This is a genomic window from Microcoleus sp. S13_B4 (assembly GCF_036700885.1).
Classification (GTDB): Bacteria; Cyanobacteriota; Cyanobacteriia; order Cyanobacteriales; family Microcoleaceae; genus Microcoleus.
Genome location: NZ_JAUBPU010000019.1, coordinates 20222 through 46213, shown reverse-complemented (window position 1 = coordinate 46213; position 25992 = coordinate 20222). Strand labels below are relative to the sequence as shown.

Here is a 25992-nt window from a genome sequence, read left to right as displayed (position 1 = left end):
GCCAGAGATATGAAAAGCTTGCTAAAATAGACACACAACCTCTTACTCCTCACCCAGCAGCCATGTCCGCAACCGCAGAATTAGCTACTACCCAAGAGATACCGGAACAAGAGATACCAGAAAATGTTATCTTTCCTTCAGGCGATTTATACAGTGACGAACCTCCCGTGGAAACAGAACTGCATCTCCGACAAATAATCCTACTCTTCAACTGTCTAGAATGGCTGTGGCGAGATAGGAACAATTTCTATGCTGCTGGAAACCTCACCATTTATTACAGTCCCAAGCAACTCAAATCGAAAGACTTCCGAGGCCCAGACTTTTTTGTGGTACTCGGAACAGAACGAAAAACTCGGAAAAGCTGGGTAGTTTGGGAAGAAGACGGAAAGTACCCCAATATCATCGTTGAAATCCTGTCTCCCAAAACAGCGGATATAGACAAAAACTTTAAGAAACAACTCTATCAAGATACTTTTCGCACTCACGACTACTTTTGGTTTGACCCAGAAACTTTAGAATTAGCTGGGTTTCATTTAGTTGACGGGGAATATGAAGCAATCGCACCGAACGAATTCGGGCATCTGCGGAGTCAACAACTCGATTTGAGTCTGGGAATTTGTGGCGGAAAATTGCGTTTCTTTACAGCAGAGGGAGAGCTTGTCCCTACTCCTCAAGAGGTTGCAGAAACCGAGACTCAACGAGCCGGACAAGAAGCTCAACGAGCCGGACAAGAAGCTCAACGAGCCGATCGCCTGGCCGCGAAACTGCGAGAATTAAATATTGATCCCGATACAGTTTAGTGCAGCCCCTACTCACAAAAACACGGTTTACTGCCGCGTGTATCGGTGCTTCACCCCAATCGGAAAATACTCCGCATCGCCCGTCGCAGTTAATGTCACCACAGGTAACTGATATTCGGGCGGAACGTAATTAGCAAATTCGCTGTTTAGCCGCCGCAATTGCGCGAGAATTGAAGATGCGATCGCCTGCTTCATCTCCTCGTCGCCCTCCACCCCCGCTGCTAATTCCACAACCACCGATAAAAACCGATTTTGATCCGCATCTTCCTTGACTTGCAGCACAAATTTTCCTGTCACCCATTCCCGAATGGTGGGAACTTCTAAACCTACGGTGACATTTTCCGGGTAAATGTTAGCACCGAAGTAGGAAACGGTAAAGTGCGATCGCCCGAATACGTAGACAAAAGGCAAGCAGCGAATTCCTCTGGGGAAATCAGAAACTTTCATACCTGCTGCTTGCTGCAAACGTGCCACAGGGTTAAATCCCCATTCTGCCAAAAAATTGAGCATAGCTTCGTAACAAATTAAACCGCCGTTATCGGAGATGTGATAGCGTATTAGCGGGATGCCGTTGTCGCCAGAAAATAACAGCGTGCCGTCATTATTCACTTCAAAAAAGCGGCTTTTCGGATCGTACTGCACCAGCGTTGGCAACCGCGATTCCCCGAATAAATTGCGTGCTGCTTCGGGATTGTTTGCTAAAAAGCGACGGATGCAAATGCTCAGCGGTGTCTCGTTGCCCAAAACCCCCGCATCCGCAGTACCGTAAAGGCTGGCAGAGTTGTAATATAGATTGTCAGAATTAGTGCGATCGCTCACCAAACTCCGCCATTCTTCGCTAAACACTTCTCCCGCAAATACCATCTTAATTCGGTATTTTTGCCACTCCACACCCCCAGCAATTCCGCTATCAATCACATCTTTGATAAACGGCGGATATCCCAACAAAACTACTTGCTCGAAATGCTCCCCAAGTTCCTGCACAACTCGAAATATTTCAGTCTTATTATTCCCAGGCGTCACAACTGTAACCGGATAACCCTTACTCGCTAGATAGCGACAGCAATTTGCCGTGTACATTCCGCCTACCCAAGTTCCCAACGCAAAGCAAATGACAGCTAAAGTTGAGCGATTGTCGGCGTAAAAACTGTCGTGAAATATTTGTTCAAAACGAGCTGCAATTTGCAACTCGTCGCTGATAAAACGCGGCCAAAATGTCGGGTTTCCTGTCGAACCCGATGAAATAGCAATGAAATCGCAAGTTTCTAATTTGCCGTGGTAGCACAACTGAGGTAGGGGGTGACAGCGTAAATAATTCTCTTTGGTAATTAGCGGCAATTTTTGGAAGTCTTCAAAGGTTTGAATTGAGGCGGGATTGATGTTACGTGCAGCTAGGAAAGTCTGGTAAGCTGGTACTGTGGCCGCGACTTTTTGAAAAAGCGCGATCGCCTTGGATTCGGCAACTCGATTCTGCTGGTGTTGCAATCGTTCCTCAAGCGGCGCCCTCAAAAACTCTTCAAACCCCCCCATTGCTCGCTGACGCTGTTCTGGCTGCATTATTTGCTCCTTAAAATGCGTATTTTGCACCTCGATCGCTCAAGATTCAATTAGTAGCGCTAACGCCCGATCGCACATTGGGCTGGACACTAAAAATTTGAACACATTTTGAGGTCGATCGAAAATATGGCGCAGGAGATAAACTTCTATAGCACGAAACCGCTGTTTTCACAATAACCACAGGGGATAGCCAAGCTGCCGATCGACAAATAAACACTGACACACTATGTCAAGATTAATTCAGCGATCGCCCAAAACTCCCAGTCTCAGTCAAGCGTGAAAATCCGACGCAGCAAGTTCCAATGAACAATCCCATCTACCCCGGCATAACTCTCAACAACCACTACCGCATCGTCCGCGAATTGGGACACGGAGGCTTCGGGCGCACCTACCTCGCTGAAGATGCCCACCGATTTAACGAACCCTGCGTTTTAAAAGAATTTGCGCCCCAAGTACATGGAAGTTACGCTTTACAAAAATCCGAGGAACTGTTCGAGCGGGAAGCAGGAGTGCTCTACAAGCTGCAACACAATCAAATCCCGCGCTTCCGCGAACTCTTCCGCGTCAGTATCAGCGATCGAGGCTACCTATTTCTCGTCCAAGACTACGTGCCCGGTCAAACTTACCGCTTTTTGCTAGACGCCCGCAAGCGTCAGGGTTTGCGGTTCATAGAGGCAGAAATCAATCAACTGCTCATCCAGATTTTGCCCGTGCTCGAATACATTCACTCTTTGGGAGTGATTCACCGCGACATCTCCCCGGACAACCTGATTCTGCGGAGTTCTGACGGGATGCCAGTGCTAATCGACTTTGGGGGAGTAAAACAAGTCGCCGCCACCGTAGAGTCTCTTTTCGCTGAGGCTAACGGCACTCCCGCCCCCGCGACTCGCATCGGCAAGCTCGGCTACGCTCCCGTCGAACAGATGCAGATGGGTATCGTCTCTCCCCACAGCGATTTGTACGCTCTGGCGGCCACGGTTTTGGTGTTGCTGACGGGGAAGGAACCGCATCAATTGCTCGACAGCCATACCCTGAATTGGAAGTGGCGGGCGGAATGTTCTCTGTCTCCGAATTTGTCCCTGGTGCTGGATAAAATGCTTGCTCAACAGCCGAGCCAGCGTTACTCCTCGGCTCGCGAGGTAATGCTCGCTCTCTCCGGCAATCCGCCTTTACAGCCACCTTTGCCACCAGCCCCGGATTTTGGGATCACGCAGCCACCGCCGGATTTCTCGCCTATACCCGTGCCCGCTCCCACGCCAAAACTGCCGGGAACTCCGGTGCGAATTGCTGCTATTGGCAATCAGCAAAAAATGCCTGCTTGGAAAATGGTTTTGTTTGTGGTGGCGGTGCTATCAACTATGGGTGGAGTTGGCTGGTTTGCGGGCAATTCTTTGTTAAATCTGCAATCAAAAGTGCAGAAAGTTCCCCAGCCTTCAAACCCGAAGCAGCAACAAGAAGATGCTTTGCAAGATCGCTTTGTCAAGCTCAAAATTGACGATCGATTCTATAGCGGTTATGTCAACCTTGTGGACGAGACTTTCTATGCCAAATACCCGGAATTGGGCGGACGGCTGTTAAAAGAAGGCGATGACGATCGCCAATGGCGCGAAAGGTGGCAGAAAATCGGCGACGAGTTGCTCGATAAGCTGGAAAATCTCAGCAGCGACGCTAGAGCGCGGTTGGGCACTTACGACACCACTGATATCGATCGCTGGAAAACTGAGGTTAACAAGCTGAATTTGAGCAGTCGGGCTTTGTACGATTTGGCTGATGCTAAGTTCTTTTATTGGTTTCCAGAACAGCCGCGCGATCGCAATATCATTGGTTTGCCGATCGGACAAATTTGGCAAGCAATTACCGCCGACGCACTCGAAGCCTTACAAGCTGGAGCAACTGTCGAAAGCGTTGAATTTGACCGCCGATCGAACAGCAAAAGCCTCACAGGGAATCTCAAACCCGGGGAAGGGAAAGCTTACATTGCCAGGTTCGCTCAAAATCAAACTTTGCGCGTGAATTTACAAGCACCGCGCAAATCTACTCTACTGTCAATTTATACTCCGGGGCGGACAAAGGGCGCGCGAGCTTTGCTGGAAGATGCAGAGGGACTTAGTTGGTCTGGATTGCTGGATGATGCTGGTTATTATGAATTCGTGGTTGTTTCTCAAGCATCTGAGCCGATCGCTTACGAGTTGAACCTGACGGCGGAATAACTGCTATTGACGCTCTCTATCCACCCAGGCAATAATAAGGTAATACCAATCAGACAAGTTGTCGGGTTCAAACAAAGAATATGCTGAGATTCGCGATCGTAGCTTTAGTGACTTTTGGATTAGTATTAGTGACTGCACTAGGTTTACATCCGGCCAATGCGACAGTCAGCACTCCCGAATTTTATGCTTGGAACTTTGCCTCTGTAGGCAGTAGCGAGCTGGTTTGTAAAAAGACCCTAGTAGTTCCGCAAGACCTGATAATTCCGTCATCATCCATGCAGGCTGTCAGTATCAATTCTGCAATTGTAGATGAAAAGTTTTGCGCGAATTCCCCTAAGCCTGTGAATTAAGGCCGTGCATAATATGATTTCCGGTTAGAGAACCATACTTAAGTTCTCCGTTAGTCGATTTGAGATTTACTTCACAGATGAATCTGGCAGCTTCAACCTTAATCTAAAATTTTTATCTCTCCACGACTGTTGTCTGAAAGCAAGTATCCTTTTTTGGATGAATCAGGACACTGCGTCCTGATTCATTCATTGATAGAAAACTCTAGTTGTCAGTACAAACACGGACTTATTATGAATAATTAACCGGACCTCATATAAGTGATAGCCTGAGTAATTTCCGCCATCGGCGCTGTGAAAGTGTGGGCGGCAATTTTTTTAATGAGAAATATCGGCTATTTTGTAATGAAAATTCATCAAACAAGTCGGGCGCCGAAGTTTTATGCTCTTGAAAGAGATCAAACTCTTCCTTATTTTCCCAGTGCTTTTATGGTGACTTAAGAACCGAGGGAAAATATTCAGCCATTTGGCTAATCGTTTATTGGCTAATTGGCCGACTCAGTAATTCGTTAGTTTGAGTATGCTAGAGTTAGTCAGGTTCAGATATATAGTGCCATCTGTTATCTAAGTATCATGCTCAAAATTTTGGTGATTGAAGACGACGAATTAATCCGGGAAACTCTTCTGCAACTCCTGGAATCTCACAGCTACCGGGTCATTGCGGCTGAAAACGGTCGAGCTGGGGTGCAGATGGCACTTTCGGAGATACCTGATTTAATTTTGTGCGATGTGCAGATGCCGGAACTCGACGGTTATGACGTGTTGCGGACTCTGCGGCAAAACTCCCTAGCTGCAACAATTCCATTTATTTTCCTCACGGCTCAAAGTGACAAAACCGATTTTCGTCGGGGGATGGAATTGGGGGCAGACGATTACTTGACAAAGCCGTTTACCAAAGCTGAATTGCTGGGAGCCATTGCTTCTCGCGTCTTGAAACGGCAAACTATTACTCAACCGCTGACAGTCGCGCTTCACCAAGCAGAAGCCAGACTCAAAGATTTAGTTAATGACTCGACCAAGGTTACGACCGTCTCTCCTGAAAAGTTTGCTCTTGAAGCTTTGCTGCGCCACGCTTTGGCACAAGGTGAGTTTCAGGTATATTATCAGCCACAAGTGAATATTGCGACCGGCCAAGTTATCGGCGCCGAAGCTTTAGTGCGCTGGCAAAATCCTGATCGAGGTATAATTTCTCCCGTCGAATTTATTCCCTTAGCAGAAGAAACAGGTTTAATTATTCAGATTGGCGAGTGGGTACTGCTTTCAGCTTGCGCTCAAGCCGCGAGTTGGCTGGCTGCAGGGTTTTCGCCCTTTACAATATCAGTAAATTTGTCTGCGCGACAGTTGTCAGACCCGGAACTCAAGGCGCGAATCGTGCAAATATTGGAAACTACAGGCTTAGACCCTGCTAATTTAGAATTAGAAATGACCGAAAGCGCTTTGGTGGAAAATGCGACTGTAGCAGGCGCTACTTTAAACCAACTAAAAGCTTTAGGAATTCGGATTGCTATTGACGACTTCGGCACCGGTTACGCTACTTTAGGATATCTTAAGCAATTTGCTTTTGACAGTTTAAAGATCGATCGAATTTTCGTCCGTAATGCCAACGAAGATACTCAAAATGCTGCTATTACTACAGCAGTAATTTTACTGGGTCACAGTTTGAATATGACCGTAATTGCTGAGGGAGTGGAAACACAAGCAGAACTAGATTTTTTGAAACAACATCAGTGCGATATCATGCAGGGGTATCTGTTCAGTCGCCCCGAACCAGCAGCGATAATTGAAAGTATGTTGGTTGCCGACCCTGGTTTGTGCGCGCAGCCGCCAGTAGTAGGACCTGCTCGCGTTGTCCCTTTTGTACCTGTTTCCGAACCCGAAAAATCTAAAAACCTTTCAATGTCGGGTCTAGGAATAGTGTAAGTGTCACCCAGCTTTCTGTTTTAGAGGATTAAATTCTTTCTTTTACCTTCTATTGTCTGCATAAAAGTTGACGCTTCCTCATAAAAAGTTGTAGCTTTTGATGATATGCGAATCAAAGAAGGATATTGTTCCCCATATTGCTCTACTGCTTCCCCTTTTATGCGCTAGGCGCCCCTAATTGGACTATTTGAGAAAGTGTAGCGTCTTCAAATTGCGAGCCTTTATCAAGTTGCAGGAGGTAAACTCATTTAAGTTCCTACTTTGGAACTGGCAGTTTCAAGAACTGTCCAACTCGAATTGGTGCAAGCCTGTCATGGAAAGAATATTAGTAGTTGACGACGAAGCAGACTGTCAAACAGTCTTAGCAATGTACTTGGAAAGTCAAGGATATCGGGTTGAATGCGCTAATTCAGGGGTTGAGGCGCTCTCGATTTTTGAAAAGGCCCCCCCAGATTTGGTAATTTCAGATGTCATGATGCCGGAAATGGACGGGTTTGAGTTTTGTCGCCGTTTGCGAACTACCCGTTTGGGACAGTTAGTCCCCTTTATATTTTTGTCGGGTCAAGGGGAGATTGAGTCAAAAGTTGAAGGTCATTCGATCGGCGCTGACGATTATCTGGTAAAACCTTTTCAATCGGAAGAAATCTTAGCTAAGGTAAAGGGGCAGTTAGAGCGCTCTCACCGCATTCACGCCGAGATTGTCCGACTGCTGCAAACTGCTAGCGGTAGGGCGGTGGAACCAACATTTGTGGCATTATTGCCCGCACCTGCACCTTTGCCTTTAACTCCAGCCGAGGAAAGAGTTTTTTGGGAGGTTATCCAGGGTTATACTAACAAACAAATTAGCGATCGGCTGTTTATTAGCCCCCGGACTGTGCAAGCTCATTTAGGCAGCATTTTCAGCAAACTACAGTTAGAAAATCGTGCCCAGCTTGTGAGATTTGCCCTAGAAAGAGGATACAAACCACCTCAAACTTAGCTCGGCTCTCAACTTAGGGTGCGCCAGCCAGTGGATTTTAGATTTTAGATTTTAGATTTTAGATTTTAGATTTATTCCACAGATTCATCTGGGAGCTGGAACTTTACTCTAAAATTTTGATCTTTCCACGACTTAAGTGGGGAACTTGTATCCGTTTTTGGGCGGGAGCAAAAACTCCCGTAGCTGCAAAAAAAATGGAGGCTGACGCACTCAGCCAGCAGATTATTCCACATTCAAAACACAATAAGGATAATTAGTTATCACACAAACCCCTGGCCCCAAATTCGTACCCCGGAAGTTGGCACGTTCCAAATCACCCTGCCGCACGTTATTCGCCGCATCGATATTTGTCCCGGTCAATTGAGCTCTAGGAAGCCTAGTATTTGACAAAATAGCATTCTGCAAATTACTATCGCGCACATCCGCGAAAGACATATCCGCTCCGCTTAAATTCGCACGATTCAAATTAACTCTAAACAACAGCGAACGCCTCAAATCGGCATTCGACAAATTAGCTTGCAGCAGATAAGCTTCGCCCAGATTCGCATTAAAAAGTTTAGCACCGCGCAAATCCGCACTCGTCAGATTCGCTCGCCCCAAAAAAGCATTAGACAAATCCGCATTTCGCAGATTAGCACCATTCAATTCAGCACCGTACATCTCGGCATTAACTAAGTTAGCATTGCTCAAATTAGCATCACTTAAATCCGCTTCTAACAAATTAGCTTCATAGAGATTTGCTCCGCTTAAATCCGCTCCTCTTAAATTAGCTCTGTACAAGCTAGCCTTGAACAAATCAGCATTTCTCAAGTCACAGCCCTCGCACTCCTTAGTTTCCAGCAATTGTCTAACCTGATCTGGATTTTGAGCTTTAACGGGAGCGGCCAGCCCAAACAAAGCTAAACTTGCCGTTACAGTTGCCAAGAGTTTAAGTTTCACAAACAAACCTCACTGCTACTTCAAACAAATTATACTAGGAAACTGTAGACTTTAAACCGATATCTTTCTCTCTTTTATCTTGCTCTGCGTTCTCGGCGCCCTCTGCGGTAAATCTCCAAAAAAATGATTCGCAGCTAAGGATTTAGACCAGCTTCCAGCAAGGCGGGCAAAGCCCGCCCTACTTAACTTAATTAAGCTTCATCCAAAGCAGCAACACCAGGCAATTCCTTACCTTCTAGCAGCTCCAAACTAGCACCGCCACCAGTGGAAATGTGGCTCATTTGTTCGCCTAAATTCAACTGTTCCACAGCCGCCACCGAGTCACCACCACCGATAATTGTGGTAGTACCGGTTTTAGTAATCCCCGCCAAAGAATGGGCAATTCCTTCAGTTCCTACAGCAAACTTCTCCATCTCAAACACGCCCATAGGCCCGTTCCAGATTACCGTTTTGCAATCGGCCAAAGCATCTTGGAAAGTTTTCACTGAATCTGGGCCAATATCCAAACCCATCCAACCGTCGGGGATGCTTTCAACAGGGACAGTTTGAGTATTAGCATCAGCAGCAAACTTGTCAGCAACTACCACATCAGTAGGTAACAGAAAAGTAACTCCCCGTTCCTTCGCTTTAGCTTCCAAAGACTTCGCCAATTCCAGCTTGTCATCTTCCACCAAAGACTTGCCCACGTTCAAGCCGCGAGCTTTGTAGAACGTGAAAACCATGCCACCGCCCAACAGCAGTTTGTCGCACTTTTCGAGCAGTTTTTCAATGACTCCAATCTTGCTGGAAACCTTAGAACCGCCGATAATAGCAGCTAAAGGACGCTGAGGATTGTCGATCGCACTGCCGAGATATTGCAGTTCCTTCTCCATCAAAAACCCAGCCACAGAAGGGCTCAGATACTTAGTAACGCCCTCAGTAGAAGCGTGAGCCCGGTGAGCAGTACCAAAAGCATCATTGACATACAAATCGGCCACAGAAGCTAACTTCTTAGCAAATTCTGGATCGTTTGCCTCCTCCTCTGGGTAGAAGCGCACATTTTCTAGCAACAGCACATCGCCATCTTGCATCGCGGCGACTGTAGCAGCGACTTCATCACCGATGCAGTCATCAGTCTTTTTGACTTCTTTACCCAACAATTCCGACAGCCGTGTAGCAACCGGTGTCAAGCGCAACTTCTCCGTCACACCCTTGGGACGGCCGAAGTGGCTGCACAAAATCACCTTAGCGCCCTTGGACGCTAAATCTTGAATTGTCGGCAGAGCCGCGCGGATGCGAGTATCATCGGTGATATTGCCGTTGTCGAGCGGCACGTTAAAGTCCGCCCGCACCAATACCCGTTTGCCCGATAAGTCCGATGCCGATAAATTTGCTACAGTTTTTTTTGTCACAGGATTAACCTCCTAATATGTGTGTTTTTGTCGAATTCCGTTGAAATGGCGGCACTGGTCACTTGCACTTGGGCCTCGGACGCATTCAACCGCGTCCGTACAAAAAACGGAAGATGAAACAAACGGCACTGATTGGCTCAACGTAAACATTTTATCGGAGTCCGCGTCCCGGAGATGTGCAGTATGTTCAAGACTGTCTTATTTCCTGTAGATCAAAGCCGAGAAGCCCGCGAAGCTGCCGAAAAGGTGGTCAATATCGTGAAAACCTACGCTTCTCGCTTAGTTATTCTCTCGGTAGTCGAGCCCCCAGCCGAGGAGGCCGACGCCCCGGCCCGAGAGGTGATGACTTCCCCCGAAGCAGTCGCCAAACTTCTGTCGGAGGCCCAATCGATGTTTTCCCAGCAGGGAATTGAAGCTGAAATCATCGAACGGGAAGGCAAACCTGCTTTCACGATTTGCGATGTGGCTGACGAAATTGGGGCCGATTTGATTGTGATGGGCTGTCGGGGGATGGGTTTAACCGATGATGGGGCGTCTGACAGCGTTACCAATCGGGTGATCAATCTGTCTCCTTGTGCAGTTTTGATTGTGCCTTAAGGAAGGAAGAAGGAAGAAGGAAGACGGAAGAGGGAATAAGGAAGAAGCAAAAAGGAGGAAGACGGAAGAGGGAATAAGGAAGAAGCAATAAAGAAAACTCTTTCTTTTTACTTAATCTCAGCAGTGTAAGTTAGATACCTAACAGCTTACTTTTTCATTTTCCCTTTTTCATTTTCCCTTTTCCCTCTTCCCTCTTTCCTCTTCGCTCCTTACTTCTTGATTCCTTACTTCCTGATTGCTTCCCTAGTTCCTTCCTTTGTGATTCTCTCTTTCCTTACACTCATCCTTCTTCCTTCTTCCTTCTTCCTTCTTCCTTCTTCCTTCATATTATGAAAATTCACTGGTATCCCGGTCACATTGCCAAAGCGGAACGGGCATTAAAAGAACAGCTAAAGCGAGTAGATGTGATACTCGAAGTCCGAGATGCCCGCATTCCATTGGCTACTTATCACCCCCAAATGCCGAGCTGGGTGGGGGGCAAGCCGCGAGTCTTGGTCATTAACCGCATGGATATGATTACGCCTCGATCGCGCGAGGCGTGGGAAACATGGCTGGAGGCGCAGGGGGAAACGGCGTATTTTACCAATGCCGAGCACGGCCACGGAGTAGACGCTGTGGCGGATGCAGTGCAGAATGCTGGGGTGCAGCTAAATAAAAGAAGGTTCGATCGAGGTATGCTGCCCCGTCCAGTCCGCGCAGTGGTAATGGGATTTCCCAATGTCGGAAAATCTGCTTTAATTAATCGGCTGTTAGGGCGGAGAGTGGTAGATAGTGCTCGCAGAGCTGGAGTAACTAAATCGCTCCGATGGATTCGCATTTCTGACGAAATTGAATTATTAGACGCGCCCGGAGTGATCCCAACCCGAATTAACAATCAAGAAAATGCCATAAAATTAGCTATTTGCGAAGATATTGGCGAAGCAGCTTACGACAATCAGGTAGTAGCTGCAGCTATGGTAGATTTGCTCCTAGGACTGGAGGCGGCTGATGAGACTTTGATATCACTATCTGGTTTCAAATCCAGGTATAAATTAGATGCAGCCTCTAGTAATGGTGAAGATTATTTGCACGAGGTCGCAAAAGAAAAGTATAAAGGAGATGTCGAACGAACGGCGCGGCAGATGTTAAACGATTTTAGAACGGGTGTGTTGGGTCAGCTTTCTTTGGAGTTGCCGCCGGCTTGATAAGACTCGTGCCATAGAACTAATCAGGAATGGTATTAAATAGGGATTTGCTGACGGTGAGAATTTGAACTTCGTCTCCTATGTGTACTATTTTTTCGGCTGATTGAGGTGGCACTCTGGTGTTAACTATCAGCCGACTAAAGTAATTTAAATGCCTTTTTTTTACCAAGTTAGGCATGATTTCGTTGTGCTTGGCTGCTAGTATCTTTTTAAAATTTGGATAAGCTTCTATCAGTGCATAATTTGGTGTAGATAGAAGACAGGCATGACCCGGATTAATACCTTCAAATATTACAGTCCCTATTTTAAACCTCACAACTTCATCAGCTTGGGGAAAAAGTTCATCTTCCCAAAAAGCCGGGACATCTCCTATTTCAATATTAGCTCGCAAGTGATGGCGCATCTCGCTAACGCAAACTCTGGGAAACCAAGATGCAACTTCGGCAATTGTTGCGGTACTGATAATGCTTGGCCCTGGTGCAGTGGTATCCTCGGGAAAACCAGTCAGCAAGTTTTCAATTAACTTGACGGGGAAACCGAAGTAGTTGCTCAACCAACATTCTACTCCTGGGCGTTCTCTATCTACATGAAAAAAAAATTCTTGTTCGGTGTCTTGAATTTTCAGACCGGCAATTCTCTTTTTGATGTCAAAGGATAAGCGTAGAAAACGGACTCCGCTGTTGTGCTTAGTGTTAACCAATTCTCCTGCTGCATCGCAAATTGCAAAAGAGCGATCGCCTTCTAGAGATCCGCTGGCTAGAATAGTTGCTTGACTGACAGCTATGCCGTCAAGGGACTTGAGCGGATAGATATGAATGCTGGCGACGTAAGACATTTCGAGCCATTGATAAATAATTGTCGTTTTAGATACATTGTAGCATCCCCTGCGGGTAGAAGGATGACTGCTGTTGACTTTACGAAATAAAATATGAATGAAATAAAAAGGGGCAACTTTTTTGAAGTTTACATTTGACCAGAGTATCTTGTAAGTAAAAATCAAAGAAGTCTGACTGAGCTTGTGGTAGATATTATGCTATAAAATAGAACAAATTGAACCGAGTTATAAGCAATGACTGAAAGCGGAAAAAAAGGCATGATTTCGCGACGCAATTTAATGTTGAGGGCTGGTGCAGGGATGCTGGCGGCAAGCTTTGCACCTGCGCTTTTACAAGCCCAAGCCGCAAATGCACAGGAAATCTCTGACATTACTCCCGACGGTGCTCTTCAGAAATTGATGGAGGGAAATCAACGATACATTCAGCAAAAACGGACATTTCCCGACCAAGCCCGATCGCGAATTGTAGAGGTAGCACAGGGTCAACATCCGTTTGCAACCATCCTGGCTTGTTCTGATTCGCGGGTTGCTCCCGAAATTATTTTCGACCAAGGATTAGGGGATTTATTTGATATCCGAGTAGCTGGCAATTTTCTCGACGATGTGGTTCTCGGGAATATAGAATATGCCGCCTTAGAATTAGGCGTGCCGCTATTAGTAATTCTGGGTCACGAACGCTGCGGTGCTGTTAAAGCAGCTTTAGATGCCAAAGCTGTGCCGGGTCACATTAGCACTTTGGTGGCGGCGATTCAACCCGCAGTTGATTCGACCAAAGGTCAAACAGGCAATGCGTGGGATAACGCAGTCAGAGCTAATGTGAAAATGAATGTAAATAAGTTACAATCCTCGTCGCCTATTTTAGCTGAAGCAGTCACAGCGGGCAAACTTAAAGTTGTTGGCGGCCGCTACGATTTGGATAGTGGCAAAGTAGAGATAATTGCTTGATTTTGCTGGTTGCATCTCATATCTTTGAATATTTTTAATGAACAGGCTTTCCGGCCTGTTCCACAATCCGAGAATTGGATTGTGGGGTGGGCATCCTGCCCGCCCATAAAAGCCATAATCTCAGTTACATCAAACCCATTTCTTGCAGTCCCCGGCGCAGGCGTTCTGCCTCAAATGGGCGGCGCTGTTCGTGAAGGGCGATCGCTCTTTTAAATTCTGCTAAACTTTCTGGCATTTTGCCAATTTTGAGCAAGGCTACTGCCAAGTTTTGATGAGCTTCGGCGTGTTCGGGATCGATTTTTATCGCTTGTCGATAATAGGCGATCGCATCTGCTAAATTTCCGGCTGCCTTCAGCGTCAGCCCTAAATTGTAGTGACCTGCTGCAAAAGAGGGGTCAATTTTTAAAGCTGCTTTGTAAGCTTTTTCAGCAGATTTCAAATCTCCTTCATCTTTAAGCAAATTGCCCAAATTATTGTAAGCACCCAACTTGAGGGGCGGGAACACATTTGTATTAATTGCGGCTTGATAGTGTTCTTTTGCTTTGGCAAACTGCTGCTGCTGGCGATAAGCAATTCCCAAATGATAGTTTAATTCGTAAAGAATAGAATCATCAATTGCAGCAGCAGTCAAGCCTTTGGTTAATAAATTAATTCCCCGCGCCAGTTGGCCGGTTTCTACATACAAAGCGCCTAATTTGCTACAAGCATAAGCATCGTCTGGATAATAAGCGATATAGCGTTCCATCGCAGCTTGAGCTTTTTGGAATTTACCTTTTGCTGCGATCGCATCTTTTTGATAACCAGAGTGCAAAATCGCCACATCGGGGAGAGAAGCTATTTTCCATTTTGGTTCCCTGTGCAAAATCTCAGCCACGCTGTCGTCTACCATGGCGTGGTAAGGGCGGGAAAAGCGAATATCGAGGCGATTGCGAAACAAGCGCGACACTAGGGAATAGGGAGATTGAGAGGCACCGATTTCTTGGCGGATGAGATTGATTAGCAGCAGCCGATCGCTCCCAATTGCCTGCTTAATTTGAGGTACAATCTCCGGTACCAAAACCTCATCGGCATCCAAGACCAAAATCCAGTCGCCCTGGGCGTGCTTCAGACACTCGTTGCGCGCCGCTGCGAAGTCGTCGCACCATTCAAAGTCATAAACCCTCGCCCCGGATTCTCGGGCAATTTCACGGGTGCGATCGCCCGATCCCGTATCCACCACGACTATTTCGTCAACAACACCCTTAACGCTGTCCAAAGTCCGCGACAGTGTTGCCTCTTCATTCTTCACAATCATGCACAGAGTCAGATCCATCGGGCGCAAACTTTCCTCATTTCACAGAAATATTGTAATTTTTTTAGCCACCCAAACACAAAAAGTCCCAGAAAAGATTTTCCTATTTCCCTTTTGCTTTGAGCATAAGTACCTTTCTTCGCTCGAAAAAGTGGGTTAACTCTTTTGAGATATTAAAAAGCCTCAAACTGGGACGATTGATGAGAAATCCTACCACCTTCGGTTCCTCCCTACGGTAGAGGTAAAGGCTCGATAGCACTTGTTATTCTAAAAACATAAGACAAGGGACGAGAAAAGTTTAAGTATTCAGGAGAAAGAGAAATGGGAATTATTGCTTGGATCGTTTTAGGACTGATTGCCGGTGCCATCGCCAAAGCCATTTATCCGGGAAGTCAAGGTGGCGGTTTTCTGGCCACAACAGGCTTAGGAATTTTGGGCGCGTTAGTGGGAGGTTATCTAGGTCAAGTCTTACTGGGGACGAGCGGGGGAGCATCCTTCGGAGCATTGACTCTACCCAGCATAGCTTTTGCCGTTATAGGTGCGATCGTTCTACTTTTCATCTGGGGATTGTTAACTCAGCGTGCTGCATAACAAATCTTGCCAATTCCCAGTCGATAGACTTTTAGGGTATTCATAAACCCGGTTTCTTAAAGAAACCGGGTTTTTCACTTGTTTGTAGGTGCGTCACCCTACTTTTACCAAATCCGGGTTAAAAACCCCGATCAGACTCGGCCTTTGAAACCGCTCAATAGTCAAACTTTCGTCTGAACAGAGGGGACTGAAGAATAAAGGGGTAAAAATCCCGGATTGGGTATCAATTAATTAATCAATCCGCAAATTGAAAGGCAAGCGAACATAAATCCCCTGGGGGTCGTTCATCGACTTGATCACAGCCAATTCATCTTGCATTTTCTTAAATTCCGCCGTTAGCGGGTCGAGTTTGGCGGCTGGTTTCAAAACGTGAACGCCTGAAATTTTTTCCAAAATTCGCTCCTCCAAACTGCGGCGTTTTGGATATTCTTCCAACTTCCAATCATCGCCGAGTTTAGCTTGCTTCGCCGCCTCTCTCACAGCATCTTCAAGCCCGCCAATTTCATCGACTAAACCCAACTGTTTCGCAGCCGTACCAGACCACACCCTGCCTTGAGCAATTTCTTGTACCTTGTTTTTCGACAGTTTGCGGGAGTCGGCGACTTTAGTAATAAATCGATCGTAAATGTGATCCACTACCCTCTGAATATTCGCCAATTCTTGAGGATTTTTCGGACGGGAAACCGTGTTAGTATCCGCAAAGCGGGCGGTTTTCACAACGTCCCAAGTCAGGCCGTTGTTAGCAGCCAACTTTTCGCCGTTGAACAGCATTCCAAAAACGCCGATAGAACCGGTAATCGTATTGGGTTCGGCAAAGATTTTGCTGGAACCCATCGAAATCCAATAGCCGCCGGAAGCTGCTAAATTGCCCATCGAAACGATAACTGGTTTCTTTTTTCCCGTCAGCATAACTTCGCGTCCAATGACTTCGGCCGCCGTCGCGCTGCCTCCGGGACTGTTGACGCGCAAAACCACTGCTTTTACGTCGTTATCTTCTCGGATTTTCCGCATTTCTTTAGCAATGCGATCGCCTCCTACTTGAGTCGGGCCGCCTTCGCCGTCTACAATCTCTCCTTCTGCGTAAAGTATAGCAACTTGGTTTTTCTTGTTACCGCGAGTTGAGCTTTTATTCTCAGCAATTTTTGCGTAGTTTTTCAAACTAATTTGCTTGAAAGATTTGTTTTCGCCATCGATTCCTGTGAGTTTTTTAAGTTCGGTCGATATTTCGTCAAAGTATACAACTTTATCAACTAACTTGCTTTTGAGAGCTTCGTCAGCCATCAAATTTCCGCCATTATCTGCAAGCGCTTGCAGTTGCGGAACAGTCACTTTGCGACTCGGGGCGACAGTTTTCAGGTATTCTCCCCACATATCTCCGAGCAACTTTTGAGTTTGCTGGCGATTTTCGGGACTCATTTTTTTGAGCAAAAACGGCTCAACGGCTGACTTGTATTTGCCGACGCGAGTCACTTGCACTCCCAGGCCGTATTTTTCCAAAGCACCAGTGAAAAACATTGCCTGACTGCTAAAACCGTTGATTTCCAAAGCGCCGTAAGGATTGACTGCAATTGTATTAGCAACGGAACCGAGGTAATAATCTCGCTCATTCCAGTCCATCTGGTAAGCAAAAATGGGTTTTTTGGCATCTCGGAAACGCTGCAATGCCGATCGAACTTCTTTGAGATTGGCAAACCCGCTGCTGCTCGAATCCGAGCTGCCTTCGAGATAAATGCCAACAATTTTCGGGTCTTTTTTAGCATATTCGATCGAGTCTAAAACAGTCCGCAGCGTCACTGTATCGCCGGAATCTTCCGAAAGCACTTCTTCAATCGCCGCGCCAGTGCTACGGCTCGGTTTGCTGTCGGTGATATTTAAAGAAAGGTCTAATACCAATACAGACTTATCTTTAACTTGCGGACCTGAATCTTTAGACGACGATGCCGCCAGAGAAATTAGCAGTACCAGTCCCCCCAATCCGATGCTGCCCAGCAGCAGCAGTCCGAGGAAGGTTCCCAGTAAACTTGCACAGGTATATTTTAGGAAATCTTTCATTAGATAATTGGTAATTAGTTATTAGTCAATAGTCAATAGTCATTAGTCATTAGTTAGAGCACATCTGGTGAGAGTGGAATGATACGCAGGTGAGCGTCCCGCTGGCATTGCACTCGGAAAAATATTATTCCGATGCCAGCGGAAACGATATTATTGGTCATTCCAGCAAGTAGGATCTAGCAGTTACCCGCTGTCGTTAGTTATTAGTTAATGACTAATGACTGTTGACTAATGACTTTTGACTGCTGACTCACTTTTATCTTAACCTTTCCAAAACCCCAGAATGTTTTAGCTCATCCAAGTTACCGCAGCCCGTACAGAACATCACGGTGGCGATTTCTGCAATTAAAGCCTCAGCTAGGAGGGCTGCGGCTGATTCCGATTCCGCGGCAGCTTGCAGAAACGGCCGCGCCAGTCCCGCAATATCTGCGCCAAGGGCGATCGCCTTCGCTGCATCCAATCCATTCTGCAAGCCTCCCGAGGCAATCAGGGGAAGATCCGGGGCTGCGGCGCGGGTGCTGACAATGCACTCGGCTGTTGGTATTCCCCAGTCGGCAAAGGTTGCGCCCAACCTGCGCTGCTTGCCATCTTTAGCTCGCTCTCCTTCTATTTTCGCCCAAGAAGTGCCTCCTGCTCCGGCAATGTCGATCGCACCTACCCCCGCTGCGAGCAATTTCTTTGCCATTTTTCCTGAAATACCGTTGCCGACTTCTTTAGCAATAACTGGTACTGGTAATTTATCGCACAATTTGGCAATTTTATCTAGCAGTCCTTTAAAGTTAGTATCGCCTTCGGTTTGAACGCACTCTTGCAGCGGATTGAGGTGCAAAATTAGTGCGTCTGCTTCTAAAATATCAACAATTTTTTGACACTCTTCCAAACCGTAATTGTAGTTTAATTGAACCGCTCCGATATTGGCCAACAGTAGAATATCGGGAGCGCGGCGACGGACGGCAAATGTAGGAGCTAGTTGAGGATTTTCTACGACGATTCGTTGGGAACCGACACCCATTGCGAGTTTGTATTCTTGAGCGACATCGGCGAGGCGATAATTGATTGTCTGGGCTAATTGTGTGCCGCCGGTCATTGAGGAAATTAGCAGGGGAACGGCTAGTTTTTTGCCGAGAAATGTGGAGGTTAAATCGATTTCGGTGCGATCGAGTTCTGGCAAACAGCAGTGTTCAAAACGGTAGCGTTCGAGACCGCTGGTAGTTTCGCGAAATTGTACGTCTTCTTCGAGGCAAATCCGCAGGTGGTCTGCTTTGCGAGTTTCGGTTTGCGAGGGGGAGGTTAGCGGCAAGTTCACAGTTGCTATTTGGGGAAAGAGTTTTGATTTGGGAATATAGAAATTTTATTTCATTTTTGAGATTTTTTTTTATTAACCGCAGAGGGCGCAGAGGGCGCAGAGAAGAGAGATGTTTGCCAATCTTCTTGCAAGGGTTGCTATATTATCCAGGAACACTCACCGGCACGCCGTTATCTGAAGGTTTCAATTTTAGTAAAAAAGGAACTGCTTTTTGCACCCAGGCTTTGGCTGATGTGTAATTTGCCGCATCTTCGCCGAAACAAATGTCCAGCATATCTGTGTGAATTATCCCCGGATTCAAAGGAACTGCTGCCATACCTGCGGGCAATTCTTGAGCGAGCGATCGCGTAAGTCCTTCTATTGCCCATTTAGAAGCGCAATAGGGCGCGACTTCCGGCGAAGTTGACCTTCCCCAAAGAGAACTAAAGTTGACAATTATGCCGCTTTTTCGAGCAATCATTGCCGGGACAAAGTGGCGAATTACATTAGCTGTACCTTTAATATTAACATCAATTAGCTGGGAAAATTCTTCGTTACTAACCTTCCACAGAGGCGCGAGATTGTTGGCTAAAGCTGCGTTATTAATCAGCAAATCTGGCGGCGAGTAATTTGCCAGCATTTCTGTTGCCCAAACTTTTACTTGCTCGTCGTTGGCGACATCCAAACAAGTAAAATGGTGGGGCGCACTATATTTTTGGTTGAGTTTTTCCACCGCTTCGGAAGAACGGGCGCATCCCACAACTGTATGCCCCAACTCAATAAACTTTTCGGTCATGGCCAGACCAAGACCGCGACTAACTCCAGTAATTACAATTAATTTGGTCATAGATTTGCTTAATTTAGACATTAAGTAATACAATACATCTTGACGGGTCAATTGACAAATCGATCGCAGGGAGAAAGCATGAAAGTAAAAGCAGCAGTTGCTCGCAGTGCCGGCAAACCTTTGAGCATTGAAACGGTTGATCTAGATGGGCCGAGGGCTGGAGAGGTGTTGGTGGAAATTAAAGCCACGGGTGTTTGTCACACTGACGCTTACACTCTTTCCGGCGCCGATCCTGAAGGTTTATTTCCTGCTATCTTAGGCCACGAGGGAGCCGGGATTGTCGCAGAAGTTGGGCCGGGAGTAACAAGTGTCAAAGTGGGCGATCGGGTAATTCCTCTCTACACTCCCGAATGTCGCAATTGCGAATATTGTTTGAGTGGCAAAACGAATCTCTGTCAAGCAATTCGCGTGACTCAAGGCCAGGGAGTGATGCCTGACGGCACGAGTAGGTTTTCCCTAGACGGGCAGAAACTTTATCATTACATGGGAACTTCTACCTTCGCTAATTATACAGTATTGCCAGAAATTGCAGTAGCAAAAATTCGCGAAGATGCTCCTTTTGATAAAGTTTGTTTGATCGGTTGCGGCGTAACAACTGGCATCGGCGCTGTCATTAATACGGCGAAAGTAGAGCCTGGTTCTAATGTGGTAGTTTTCGGTTTGGGTGGCGTGGGTTTGAATGTAATTCAAGCGGCTCGCCTGGTGGGAGCTAACATGATTGTCGGCGTAGACATGAATCCCGACAAGCGAGAGATGGCAGAAAAATTCGGCATGACTCACTTCGTCAATCCCCGCGAAGTGGAAGGCGATTTAGTGCCTTATTTAGTAGATTTAACCAAAGGCGGAGCTGATTATAGTTTTGAATGTATCGGCAACATTAATGTGATGCGCCAAGCTTTGGAATGCTGCCACAAAGGTTGGGGCGTGAGCGTAATTGTCGGGGTAGCCGGAGCCGGCCAAGAAATTAGCACCCGCCCGTTCCAATTAGTAACTGGTAGAGTTTGGAAAGGCACGGCATTTGGGGGCGCAAAAGGCAGAACAGATGTTCCTAAGATTGTTGATTGGTACATGGACGGTAAAATTGATATTGATAGTTTGGTATCTCGGGTAATGCCGATCGAGCAAATTAACGAAGCTTTTGATTTGATGCACAAAGGCAAAGTAATTCGCACAGTTTTGACCTTTTGAGTTTTTGAAGGTGAAGGAAGAGGGAAGAGGGAAGAAGGAAGATAGGACTTACGAAAAAAGTGGTTTTACGCGCTACCTATAGCTGTAAGGTACACGGCTGCACCCTACATAACTTCTCTCTTCTCTCTGCCTCTTCGTCCTCTGCGCCCTCTGCGGTTAATAAAAAAATCTCATTCACAAAAGAAATAGAATTAATATGATATCAGAATCCCTAAAACTGCAAAAAGAATATAAAAGTTTCGGTGGCAAACTCGGCTTTTATAGCCATCAATCCTCTGCTTGCAACAGCGAGATGAAATTCAGTGTTTATCAGCCCCCGCAAGCTTTATCTCAACCCGTACCAGTCCTATATTTTCTATCAGGTTTAACCTGCACGGAAGAGAACTTTATGGCAAAAGCGGGGGCCCAGCAATTTGCGGCAAAATACGGGTTAATGCTGGTGGCGCCCGACACTAGCCCGCGCAATACTGGTATTCCTGGGGAAGATGACGATTGGGATTTAGGAAGTGGTGCGGGTTTTTATGTGGATGCGACAGCCGCACCTTGGAATTCTCACTATCGAATGTACAGTTATGTGGTTGATGAATTGCCGAATTTAATAGCCGAAAATTTTCCAGCGATACCGGAAAAACAGGGAATTTTCGGTCATTCGATGGGCGGACACGGGGCTTTAATTTGCGCTTTAAAAAATGGATCTCGCTATCTTTCAGTTTCAGCTTTTGCGCCTATTTCCGCGCCAATGCGCTGCCCTTGGGGACAAAAAGCTTTTGCAAACTACCTCGGCAGCGACAAAGAGATTTGGGGGGCTTGGGATGCTAGCGAATTGGTGCTTCAGGCGCAATACAACCGTCCGATTCTGATTGACTGCGGCACTGCTGATTCGTTTCTTGCTGACGGGCAGTTGTTGCCGGAACTGTTCGCGGAGGCTTGTGCAAAAGCGGGACAGCCGCTAACTTTAAGGATGCAGGAAGGTTACGACCATAGCTATTATTTTATAGCTAGTTTTATGGAGGATCACATTCGCCATCACGCGGCTGTTTTGTGCGGCTAGTTCCTAGCAGGAAGCAGGCCAGATCCCTGTTAGGCTCTGCCTGGGAACCGATATCCAGAGGCTCTGCCTCGCATGGCTGCCATAAAATGTGGAGGCAGAGCTTGGTAACGAGTGAACTCGCTTCTACGAGCAGAGGTATTTTGGGTTAATTAAGATTAATCGGAAATACCCATTCTTTATAATTACTGTCGCGATTTTCTATAATCTCCGTCAGTTTGTCCAAAATCTTTTCGGTGATGGGTCGGTTTTTGGGCAAGTGATAGTTTTCTACTCGCTTAATTGGGGTAATTTTGGCTGCGGTTCCGCAGAGGAAAATCTCGTCTGCAATCAACAATTCTGATTTGTCAACTGGTCTTTCTATGACTTCTATTCCTAAGTCTCGGGCGATTGTAATTACGCTGTCTCTGGTAATTCCTTCGAGAATATCTTGCTCGAAACCAGGAGTAACTAATTTACCGTTTCTGGCGACAAATATGTTCATCCCTGAAGCTTCGCTGACTTTTCCTTGAGAATTCATCATAATTGCTTCGTCGAAGCCGGATTCTACTGCTTCGGTTTTAGCTAAAGCTGAGGTGATGTAAGCGCCGCTAATTTTACCTCTTAAGGGCAAACTGCGGTCTTCTTGGCGGTACCAAGAGCTAATTCTACAGTTGACTCCTTCTTTTGGCAAATAGTCTGAGAGTTCTAATCCGTAGACAAAGAAGTCTGTTTCTACGTTGTGCAGTCGGGGGGCAATTCCTAAACTGGATGTGTAGATAAAAGGGCGGATATAAAATGATTTGGTTGGTTGGTTTTTCTGGACAAAATCAATTATTATCTGTTGAATTTTGTCGGCTGGCAAATCGCAGTGAAGGAAGCTGGCACTTTGACTTAATCTTTGACAGTGGCGGTCTAATCTAAATAGCAATATTCGATCGGCATTTTGAGGGTCTGGAATTCCCCGCAACCCGCCTAAAACTCCGGTTCCGTAGTGCAGTGCGTGGGTGGCAATGGAAATTTTGGCGTCGGTAAAGGGGAGAAATTGGTTTTGAAAGTAGGCAATTGGTAGAAAACTATCCATGATTCAAGCTGGCGATGAGTTTTGCAGTCCGCGAGGAAGGCTTAATTTGGTTATATTACCATAAGTTCTACGATTTGAGATTTTAAATTTTAGATTGTAGATTGAGAATGACTGATTATCTAAGGGCTTGAAGCTTGCCTATAGTTAGATTCTTTTGGGAAATGAGTATTATTCTTTTGTTGTTATATCGATATATAAAATAATATCAATAGCGGTCTGTTTGGTTGATAATTGTTTTGGGAAAGAGTGCGATCGACTACAAACAAAAATCAACCGAGGGGCAACTATGGCACGTAAATGTTTCATCATTGAAATGGGGATGGGTATAGACCAGCACGGGCAGGAACCGACTGTAGCCTGTGCAAGGGCTGTACGCAATGCGATCGCCCACAATGCTTTGCTGGGTGTCTGGGAAGTGGCAGGTTTGAGCGACCCCAATCAGATGATTGTTGAGGTAAAGGTTGCTGTTCCTTACCCGGAACAAGTGCGCGCCGAGGAGGTGTTGGCGGTGCTCCCTTTCGGCAGCAAAACTCTGATTGTGGAGCAAGGGGGCATGATTGTCGCAGGAAGGGCGATCGCCTCTCTGAATGATAAAAATGATGAAATGCTAATCGCTGTGGCGGCGGTGACAGTTTTTGTGGAAACTGAGGACTAATTAATTTTGTGTTGTTTGAATAAATCGCCCGATCGCACTTGCTTGTTTCCGCGATCGGGCGATCGAACGCTTGTGTGTTAAAAAATGATTAATTTAGGCTAAGTTGTAGGGTAAGTCAGAGACATCGCATGAAATACCGTAGAAAATTTGAGGCTCTGAGGCACGCTACAATAGGTCTGTTCTACGGTAAGACTTATTTGCGCCTACCTACTTAATTTTGAACTTTTAAGTGATAATAATTTTTAATTTCTCAGGCGACCGGGTATGTAAGCAAGCCAACAAAACCCTACAATTAATAACAGCCACGTCGCTGTAATATTGCTGCCCAACAAGCTGCGGAGAAAATCTTCCATTGTTCTCAAAAATTATAGGGTTTAAAACAATATATTGCGCTTTCCTCTCGCAGCACAAAAGGTAGAGTCCGATCGGGTTTTATGCGATCGCACTCTACCTCCTCTACCTCCTATTGGGGCTTGCTGGTATCTGCCAACATTTGGTTAACCATTTGCAAGTGCGCCTGAAGGTTCGGCAAAGTCTTGGTAGCCCAAGCCTTCAACTCGGGATCTTGTCCCTGTTGAGATTGAGCCTGAAACAAAGCAATAGCCTGATTGTGGCTCTCGATCATAGCCTGCTTGTAAGCGGTGTCAAAACTTGTACCGGAGAGTCGCGAAAGTCGATCGCTCAAAGCTTTGTTCTGGCTGCTGATTTCGGCTGGCAGTTCTACCTCCTTTTGCATTGCTAACTGCATCAATTCTTGATTGGCCCGAGTGTGTTCATCAACCATTTCTTGCCCGTACTGTTTCACACCAGCACTAGAACCGCGCTGCACTGCCAATCGACCGAGCTGCACTTCCAGCATACTAAGTTGACCTGCTTGCATGACAAAGGTTCTGTCTCTGCTGCTGAGAGAATTAGGCGAAGTTTCGCCACCTGTTGGAGTGCTGGGAGAACGGCCGGGATTGTTGTTGCTGGGGGTAGTTGGAGTGTTGGGAGAACCCCCGGGATTGTCGTTGTTCTGCATATCGGTAGCAGGAGAACGAGGAGAAGTACGATCCTGGGAAGCGTTATCAGCAAGATCAAAAACCCGATCGCCCGACTGGTTTAAGCCGTGAGTCTGGCGGTTTAATTCTGCGAATCCCGGCACAGCTATCAAGGAACTAACGCCGGCAATTCCGGCAACTGTTACCAATTTTGTGAACAAATTTTTGCGATTGAATGAAGTCATGAATTTCTAAGCCTCTAAGTTTTCAAACGTCCGCGCCAGCCAAGCTATGCCGTAGGGAATAGCCCGAAACTACCGATGGGACGGTGTACCGTTTTTCCGAAACAAGTTGAGCAAACCAAAGGCGCCCAGGACACCCAGCCACCCCAAATTGTTGTGGCGATCGCGCTGAGCACTCAAAACTCCAGAATTAGTATCAGCCGAGGTCGATGTGGTACCGCTTGTACCCGTTGTACCCGTTGTACCCGTTGTATCTGTGCCACTCGTACCCGTTGTACCCGTTGTATCCGTACCGCTTGTACCGCTTGTACCAGTCGTACCACTCGTACCGCTTGTACCGATGCCAGTCGTACCGCTGCCGCTTGTACCAGTCGTACCGCTGCCGCTTGTACCGCTTGTACCGCTTGTACCAGTCGTACCGCTGCCGCTTGTACCAGTCGTACCGCTGCCGCTTGTACCGCTTGTACCAGTCGTACCGCTGCCGCTTGTACCCGTACCGCTTGTACCCGTTGTACCGCTTGTACCGCTTGTACCCGTTGTGCCACTCAAACCGGTTGTACTGCTTGTACCCGTACCGCTTGTACCCGTGCCACTCGTACCGCTTGTACCGCTTGTACCCGTGTCACTCGTACCGCTTGTACCCGTACCGCTTGTACCCGTGTCACTCGTACCGCTTGTACCCGTACCAGTCGTACCGCTTGCACCGCTTGTACCCGTGCCACTCGTACCGCTTGTGCCAGTACCGCTTGTACCCGTGCCACTCGTACCGCTTGTGCCAGTACCGCTTGTACCCGTGCCACTCGTACCGCTTGTGCCACTGCCGGCGCTACTGCCAGCACCCCCACCAGCACCGCCTCCAGCACCGCCGGCTCCCGACTGGGCAGAAGCAGGCACTGCTAAGGAAACTGTTGCTAAACCTAAAGTACAAGCGCTTGCTAAAACAATTTTCAACAACTTAGAAGATTTCATGGTAATGCTTGCTTTTGCGTAGAGTCCTGCGATCGCTTGTGATGCCAAAACCGCAGGGTCAAGTTGACAGCGTAACG

Annotated in this window: 23 protein-coding genes; 12 read left to right on the top strand and 11 right to left on the bottom strand. The window is 46.8% G+C overall.

The genetic code is table 11. The annotated features are described in order from the left end of the window. Positions 1 to 62: 62 nt before the first annotated feature. Positions 63 to 800 carry a Uma2 family endonuclease gene (locus QT994_RS13250; RefSeq protein WP_333175165.1) on the top strand — a complete coding sequence of 246 codons (738 nt, stop codon included), beginning with the start codon at positions 63 to 65 and terminating at the stop codon, positions 798 to 800. A gap of 27 nt (positions 801 to 827) precedes the next feature. On the opposite strand, the gene QT994_RS13245 is transcribed toward QT994_RS13250, so the two are convergent. Then, the gene (locus QT994_RS13245) at positions 828 to 2357 is read right to left on the bottom strand and encodes a phenylacetate--CoA ligase family protein (protein WP_333175162.1); all 1530 of its coding nucleotides are present in this window, start codon (positions 2355 to 2357) and stop codon (positions 828 to 830) included. Between the two features lie 302 nt (positions 2358 to 2659). Between QT994_RS13245 and QT994_RS13240 the strand changes: the two genes are divergently transcribed. The 4 genes from QT994_RS13240 (at position 2660) to QT994_RS13225 (ending at position 7813) form a co-directional block, all read left to right on the top strand. Next, positions 2660 to 4567 (top strand): serine/threonine-protein kinase, encoded by a 1908-nt coding sequence (locus tag QT994_RS13240; protein WP_333175160.1) that lies wholly within the window; start codon positions 2660 to 2662, stop codon positions 4565 to 4567. Positions 4568 to 4647: 80 nt separating this feature from the next. After that, positions 4648 to 4917 carry a hypothetical protein gene (locus tag QT994_RS13235; protein WP_333175157.1) on the top strand — a complete coding sequence of 90 codons (270 nt, stop codon included), beginning with the start codon at positions 4648 to 4650 and terminating at the stop codon, positions 4915 to 4917. A gap of 570 nt (positions 4918 to 5487) precedes the next feature. Next, positions 5488 to 6834: an EAL domain-containing response regulator gene (locus tag QT994_RS13230; RefSeq protein WP_333045483.1), complete on the top strand. Its 1347-nt coding sequence runs from the start codon at positions 5488 to 5490 to the stop codon at positions 6832 to 6834. Positions 6835 to 7147: 313 nt separating this feature from the next. Further along, the gene (locus QT994_RS13225) at positions 7148 to 7813 is read left to right on the top strand and encodes a response regulator (protein WP_333175154.1); all 666 of its coding nucleotides are present in this window, start codon (positions 7148 to 7150) and stop codon (positions 7811 to 7813) included. 222 nt (positions 7814 to 8035) lie between these two features. On the opposite strand, the gene QT994_RS13220 is transcribed toward QT994_RS13225, so the two are convergent. Both QT994_RS13220 and QT994_RS13215 read right to left on the bottom strand, forming a co-directional pair. Further along, a complete protein-coding gene (locus QT994_RS13220; protein ID WP_333175152.1) occupies positions 8036 to 8752 on the bottom strand; it encodes a pentapeptide repeat-containing protein in 717 nt (238 codons plus the stop codon). A gap of 191 nt (positions 8753 to 8943) precedes the next feature. Beyond that, entirely contained in the window at positions 8944 to 10143 is a 1200-nt protein-coding gene (locus QT994_RS13215; RefSeq protein WP_333175149.1) for a phosphoglycerate kinase, read from the bottom strand. 183 nt (positions 10144 to 10326) lie between these two features. On the opposite strand from QT994_RS13215, the gene QT994_RS13210 reads away from it, so the two are divergent. Both QT994_RS13210 and ylqF read left to right on the top strand, forming a co-directional pair. Beyond that, positions 10327 to 10740, top strand: coding sequence for a universal stress protein (locus QT994_RS13210; protein WP_333045478.1), 414 nt, complete (start codon positions 10327 to 10329; stop codon positions 10738 to 10740). Between the two features lie 329 nt (positions 10741 to 11069). Continuing rightward, on the top strand, positions 11070 to 11924 hold the full coding sequence (ylqF, locus tag QT994_RS13205) for a ribosome biogenesis GTPase YlqF (RefSeq protein WP_333175147.1): 855 nt from the start codon (positions 11070 to 11072) through the stop codon (positions 11922 to 11924). Positions 11925 to 11943: 19 nt separating this feature from the next. Here ylqF and QT994_RS13200 read toward each other — a convergent pair whose 3' ends face one another. Next, complete coding sequence (locus QT994_RS13200) at positions 11944 to 12759, bottom strand: MOSC N-terminal beta barrel domain-containing protein (protein WP_333175144.1); 816 nt, start codon at positions 12757 to 12759, stop codon at positions 11944 to 11946. A 234-nt stretch (positions 12760 to 12993) separates the two neighbouring features. On the opposite strand from QT994_RS13200, the gene QT994_RS13195 reads away from it, so the two are divergent. Then, positions 12994 to 13704, top strand: coding sequence for a carbonic anhydrase (locus QT994_RS13195; RefSeq protein ID WP_333175141.1), 711 nt, complete (start codon positions 12994 to 12996; stop codon positions 13702 to 13704). Between the two features lie 124 nt (positions 13705 to 13828). On the opposite strand, the gene QT994_RS13190 is transcribed toward QT994_RS13195, so the two are convergent. Next, positions 13829 to 15016 carry a tetratricopeptide repeat protein gene (locus tag QT994_RS13190; protein ID WP_333175138.1) on the bottom strand — a complete coding sequence of 396 codons (1188 nt, stop codon included), beginning with the start codon at positions 15014 to 15016 and terminating at the stop codon, positions 13829 to 13831. A gap of 300 nt (positions 15017 to 15316) precedes the next feature. On the opposite strand from QT994_RS13190, the gene QT994_RS13185 reads away from it, so the two are divergent. Next, a complete protein-coding gene (locus tag QT994_RS13185) occupies positions 15317 to 15586 on the top strand; it encodes a GlsB/YeaQ/YmgE family stress response membrane protein (RefSeq protein WP_333045473.1) in 270 nt (89 codons plus the stop codon). A gap of 231 nt (positions 15587 to 15817) precedes the next feature. Here QT994_RS13185 and sppA read toward each other — a convergent pair whose 3' ends face one another. The 3 genes from sppA to QT994_RS13170 all read right to left on the bottom strand — a co-directional run bounded on the left by sppA (position 15818) and on the right by QT994_RS13170 (position 19770). Further along, on the bottom strand, positions 15818 to 17638 hold the full coding sequence (gene sppA / locus QT994_RS13180; RefSeq protein WP_333175136.1) for a signal peptide peptidase SppA: 1821 nt from the start codon (positions 17636 to 17638) through the stop codon (positions 15818 to 15820). Between the two features lie 256 nt (positions 17639 to 17894). Continuing rightward, positions 17895 to 18944 carry a type 2 isopentenyl-diphosphate Delta-isomerase gene (gene fni, locus QT994_RS13175; protein WP_333175134.1) on the bottom strand — a complete coding sequence of 350 codons (1050 nt, stop codon included), beginning with the start codon at positions 18942 to 18944 and terminating at the stop codon, positions 17895 to 17897. A 142-nt stretch (positions 18945 to 19086) separates the two neighbouring features. After that, positions 19087 to 19770, bottom strand: a complete 684-nt coding sequence (locus tag QT994_RS13170; protein ID WP_333175131.1) for an SDR family NAD(P)-dependent oxidoreductase — start codon at positions 19768 to 19770, stop codon at positions 19087 to 19089. A 78-nt stretch (positions 19771 to 19848) separates the two neighbouring features. On the opposite strand from QT994_RS13170, the gene QT994_RS13165 reads away from it, so the two are divergent. Beyond that, a complete protein-coding gene (locus tag QT994_RS13165) occupies positions 19849 to 20958 on the top strand; it encodes an S-(hydroxymethyl)glutathione dehydrogenase/class III alcohol dehydrogenase (protein WP_333175128.1) in 1110 nt (369 codons plus the stop codon). A 196-nt stretch (positions 20959 to 21154) separates the two neighbouring features. Then, a complete protein-coding gene (gene fghA / locus QT994_RS13160; RefSeq protein ID WP_333175126.1) occupies positions 21155 to 22009 on the top strand; it encodes an S-formylglutathione hydrolase in 855 nt (284 codons plus the stop codon). A 145-nt stretch (positions 22010 to 22154) separates the two neighbouring features. On the opposite strand, the gene QT994_RS13155 is transcribed toward fghA, so the two are convergent. Next, complete coding sequence (locus QT994_RS13155) at positions 22155 to 23069, bottom strand: branched-chain amino acid transaminase (protein WP_333175124.1); 915 nt, start codon at positions 23067 to 23069, stop codon at positions 22155 to 22157. 286 nt (positions 23070 to 23355) lie between these two features. On the opposite strand from QT994_RS13155, the gene QT994_RS13150 reads away from it, so the two are divergent. Continuing rightward, a complete protein-coding gene (locus tag QT994_RS13150; protein WP_333175122.1) occupies positions 23356 to 23724 on the top strand; it encodes a Lin0512 family protein in 369 nt (122 codons plus the stop codon). A gap of 463 nt (positions 23725 to 24187) precedes the next feature. Here QT994_RS13150 and QT994_RS13145 read toward each other — a convergent pair whose 3' ends face one another. Beyond that, the gene (locus tag QT994_RS13145) at positions 24188 to 24949 is read right to left on the bottom strand and encodes a DUF4142 domain-containing protein (protein WP_333045464.1); all 762 of its coding nucleotides are present in this window, start codon (positions 24947 to 24949) and stop codon (positions 24188 to 24190) included. Between the two features lie 69 nt (positions 24950 to 25018). Further along, positions 25019 to 25915: a hypothetical protein gene (locus tag QT994_RS13140; protein ID WP_333175119.1), complete on the bottom strand. Its 897-nt coding sequence runs from the start codon at positions 25913 to 25915 to the stop codon at positions 25019 to 25021. Positions 25916 to 25992: the final 77 nt, after the last annotated feature.